This window comes from Streptomyces sp. NPDC002130 (assembly GCF_040296465.1).
In the GTDB taxonomy this organism is placed as follows: domain Bacteria; phylum Actinomycetota; class Actinomycetes; order Streptomycetales; family Streptomycetaceae; genus Streptomyces.
This window is the reverse complement of sequence record NZ_JBEOXI010000468.1, coordinates 1-3,325: the sequence shown is the minus strand read 5'-3', so window position 1 is coordinate 3,325 and position 3,325 is coordinate 1. Positions and strand designations below refer to the sequence as shown.

Sequence of the window (3,325 nt, the reverse complement as noted above, 5' to 3'; positions counted from 1 at the left end):
CGTGAAGCTGACCACGCTCCGCCCCGAGCAGGCCGAGTACATCGGCGTGAAGGTCGAGGGCCCCTTCAAGCCCGACCACTACCGCTACTGAGCCGAGCAGCACCACTGCCGGCCGGTAACCGGTCAGATCCCCGAGGCAGGCCCCCGCACCCCCGTGCCGGGGGCCTGCCCCGTTCGCCCGGCCAGGCGACCGGCCCAGCCCGTCAGGATCCAGGACCCCCATGCCCCGCGGCCGCTATTCGCTCCACGATCCGCACGACCACACCCCCCTCGCAGACGAACACTTCCAATGCGCCCCCGGCCCCTCCGGCTGGCGCTACGTCTCCCAGCTGACCACCCCCGCAGGCGATCACCACGGCTCCGTCGACCTCACCCTCGACGAACTGGGCCGACCCATCCGCCTCGAACTCCACGCCGCCGCCTGGCAGGTCCGCGGCGCAGCCCTCGACGGCGTCACCTGGGTCCGCACCGACCCCACCGGGACCGAGGCCACGGAAGGCAATGTGCGCGCCCACGCCTTCACCGGCACCTCCCCGGCATTCCTCGTCGCCACCGCCCGTCTCCTGCGCCTCACCCCCTCCACAGCGGCCACCCGCGTACGCCTCGTCGCCTTCACGGACCCGGTCCTCGCCCCCCGCACCGTGGACCAGTCCTGGGCCTTGCTGAAAAGCGAAGCACACGCCACTGACAACGGCCCCCTGACCGTGGACGAATACCAGGTCACAGCCCTGGACACAGGCGAGCAGCACACCGTGCACATCGCCGGGGACGTGGTGCTCGCGGCCCCCGGCATCGAGCTCGAAGACCTGGAATCACCACCGTCGGTGTTCACCTGAGCAGGCAGCTGCGTTCCGCCGGCGCTGCCTGCCCCGCCCTGTACTACGCCGGAGGCACGAACCCGGTGCGGGGCCGCTCGCCGGCCGGAACCGCCGGTGGCACCGGCGCTGCCGGCCGCTCACCGTCGGACGGCTCGGACCCCGCCCCGGGCGCCCCAGCGGGCGGTCGGAAACCGGCCGCGGCGCCGTCCACGGCTGGAGCATCGGCCGCGGCGACCGGTCCGGCAGGCGCCGGAGCAGCGGACGTGGCCGCCCGGGCCGCCTCGCCCCCGAAAGCCCGCCGGGCCTCCCGCGCCTGCCGTTCCTGTACGACCGCCGCCAGGTACGCCGCCGGCGGCACACCGTGGGGCACCGGAGCGCCCGTACGCTCTGCCAAATCCGACGCCAGCCGCTCCGCCATCGACCAGCCCACCTGCGGATCCAGCTGCTGCATGCGCGTCAGGTACTGCCGGACCGCGAGCCACAAGCCATCGGGCACCGCCGACAGATCGAGCTCCGCGAACCGCCCGGACAGCCAGGGCGGAGGAGGCGGAACAAAACCGGTCCGCGCGACCGGAATCCGCTCCCGCACGACGAGCGTCCCCGCGAACACGTCTCCCAGCCGCCGCCCACGCGCCGACACGAACGAGGCGATGCAGGCGACGATCCCGAAGGTCATGAGGATCTCGATCACCCCGATCAAGCCTCTCACCAGCGCATGCCGGAACCGGATGGGGCCTCCGTCGTCCCGCACCACACGCAGACCGCACGCCATCTTCCCGAGCGACCGCCCGTGACTGAGCGTCTCCACCGCGATCGGCCCGCCCACCAGCACGAGGACGAACGACGCGATGGACAGCGCCGTCTGCGCCGCCTCGTCGAGGGAGGCCGTGGAAGTGACCAGCACGATGGTCACCGCGACGTAGACCGCCATGGCCGCCACCAGATCGAGCAGCACGGCCAGCGCCCTGCTGGGCAGCCTCGCGGGGCGCAGCTCCAACGCCACAGCCTCGCCCGTCACCAGCTCACTCACGCCCGCCGTCCTTCCCCTGCCCTGCCCCCGACAGGGCCAGTCTGCCAAGCTGAGGGCGCATCGCACCGTAGTACGACAAGCTGATCCACGACGAGCCTCCGACGACCAGCCGAGGAGCAGGCACACCGATGGACCTCGACGTCTTCGTCTCCGCCCACCGAGCGGAGTGGGACCGCCTCGAAGCCCTCCTCCGCCGCCAGCGCCGCCTCGACGGCGCGGAGGCCGACGAACTCGTCACCCTCTACCAGCGCACCGCGACGCACCTCTCCCTGATCCAGTCCAGTGCCCCCGACCCGCAGCTGACCGGTCGGCTCAGCCAACTCGTGGCACGCGCGCGCAGTGCCGTGACGGGCACCCGACGCGCCTCCTGGCGCGACGTCACACGCTTCCTCACCCACGGTTTCCCTGCGGCCGTCTACAAGTCACGGCACTGGTGGGTGCCCACCGCGCTGCTGTCCACGGCCGTCGCCGCCCTCCTGGGCTGGTGGATCGGCACCCATCCCGAGGTACAGGCCTCCATCGCGGCTCCAGGCGAACTGAGGGAGCTCACCCGCCCCGGCGGCCAGTACGAGACGTACTACTCCAGCCATCCGGCCGCCAGCTTCGCCGCCCAGGTCTGGACGAACAACGCCTGGGCCGCAGCCCTGTGCCTCATCCTCGGGGTCTTCCTCGGACTCCCGGTCCTCTGGATCCTCTTCCAGAACATGCTCAATCTCGGCGTCGGCGTGGGCCTGATGTCCTCGGCCGGCCGCCTCGACACGTTCCTCGGCCTGGTCCTCCCGCACGGCCTCCTGGAGCTGACCGCCGTCTTCGTCGCAGCCGGCACGGGCCTGCGCCTCGGCTGGACACTCATCGACCCCGGCCCGCGGACGCGGCGCACGGCGCTCGCGGAGGAAGGCCGAGCCGCCATAGGCATGGCCATCGGCCTCGCCCTCGTCCTCTTCGTCTCAGGCGCCATCGAAGGCTTCGTCACCCCGTCCGGCCTCCCCACCTGGGCTCGCATCGCCATCGGCGTCGCCGCGGAAGTGGCTTTCCTGGCCTACGTCTACGTCCTGGGCGGCCGGGCCGCCCGCGAGGGAGAGACGGGAGACGTCGAGGCGGCGGAACGCAGCGCGACCGTCCCGACAGCCGCCTGATCGTCCCGCCGACCGCCGGATGTGCGACCACGTCCGTTCAACTGCTAGTCTCCTCTTCGCCCCACAGGAGCCGTTGACACGGCGAGTGCGGGGAGGTAGATTCGAACAGTTGCCTGGAGATGGGCTCTAGTCCCAGACCAGTCACAGTGAACATCTACTTGCTTCTTGAAACGTTGCTTTCATTGAAGCCTCTCCCGATGAATCGGAAATGAGCGGCCGGTCAGACCGGCCAAAAACTTCTGATAAAGTCGGAACCGCCGGAAAGGGAAACGCGGAAGCGGGAACCTGGAAAGCACCGAGGAAATCGGATCGGAAAGATCTGATAGAGTCGGAAACGCAAG

Annotated in this window: 4 protein-coding genes; 3 read left to right on the top strand and 1 reads right to left on the bottom strand. The window is 70.6% G+C overall.

All coding sequences use genetic code 11. The features are described 5' to 3' along the window. Positions 1–91, top strand: a 91-nt coding sequence (locus ABT116_RS41165) for an adenosylhomocysteinase (RefSeq protein ID WP_351628554.1), incomplete at its 5' end; no start/stop codon positions are given. A gap of 130 nt (positions 92–221) precedes the next feature. Beyond that, positions 222–836 carry a hypothetical protein gene (locus ABT116_RS41160; RefSeq protein WP_344466932.1) on the top strand — a complete coding sequence of 205 codons (615 nt, stop codon included), beginning with the start codon at positions 222–224 and terminating at the stop codon, positions 834–836. Positions 837–879: 43 nt separating this feature from the next. On the opposite strand, the gene ABT116_RS41155 is transcribed toward ABT116_RS41160, so the two are convergent. Then, on the bottom strand, positions 880–1,848 hold the full coding sequence (locus ABT116_RS41155) for an RDD family protein (protein WP_351645327.1): 969 nt from the start codon (positions 1,846–1,848) through the stop codon (positions 880–882). Positions 1,849–1,976: 128 nt separating this feature from the next. On the opposite strand from ABT116_RS41155, the gene ABT116_RS41150 reads away from it, so the two are divergent. After that, positions 1,977–2,984 (top strand): stage II sporulation protein M, encoded by a 1,008-nt coding sequence (locus ABT116_RS41150; RefSeq protein ID WP_351645325.1) that lies wholly within the window; start codon positions 1,977–1,979, stop codon positions 2,982–2,984. Positions 2,985–3,325 lie beyond the last annotated feature (341 nt).

Bases quoted from the DNA above. Each gene is read 5' to 3' on its own strand.
- ABT116_RS41160 (WP_344466932.1), top strand. From the start codon at position 222: ATGCCCCGCGGCCGCTATTCGCTCCACGATCCGCACGACCACACCCCC.
- ABT116_RS41150 (WP_351645325.1), top strand. From the start codon at position 1,977: ATGGACCTCGACGTCTTCGTCTCCGCCCACCGAGCGGAGTGGGACCGC.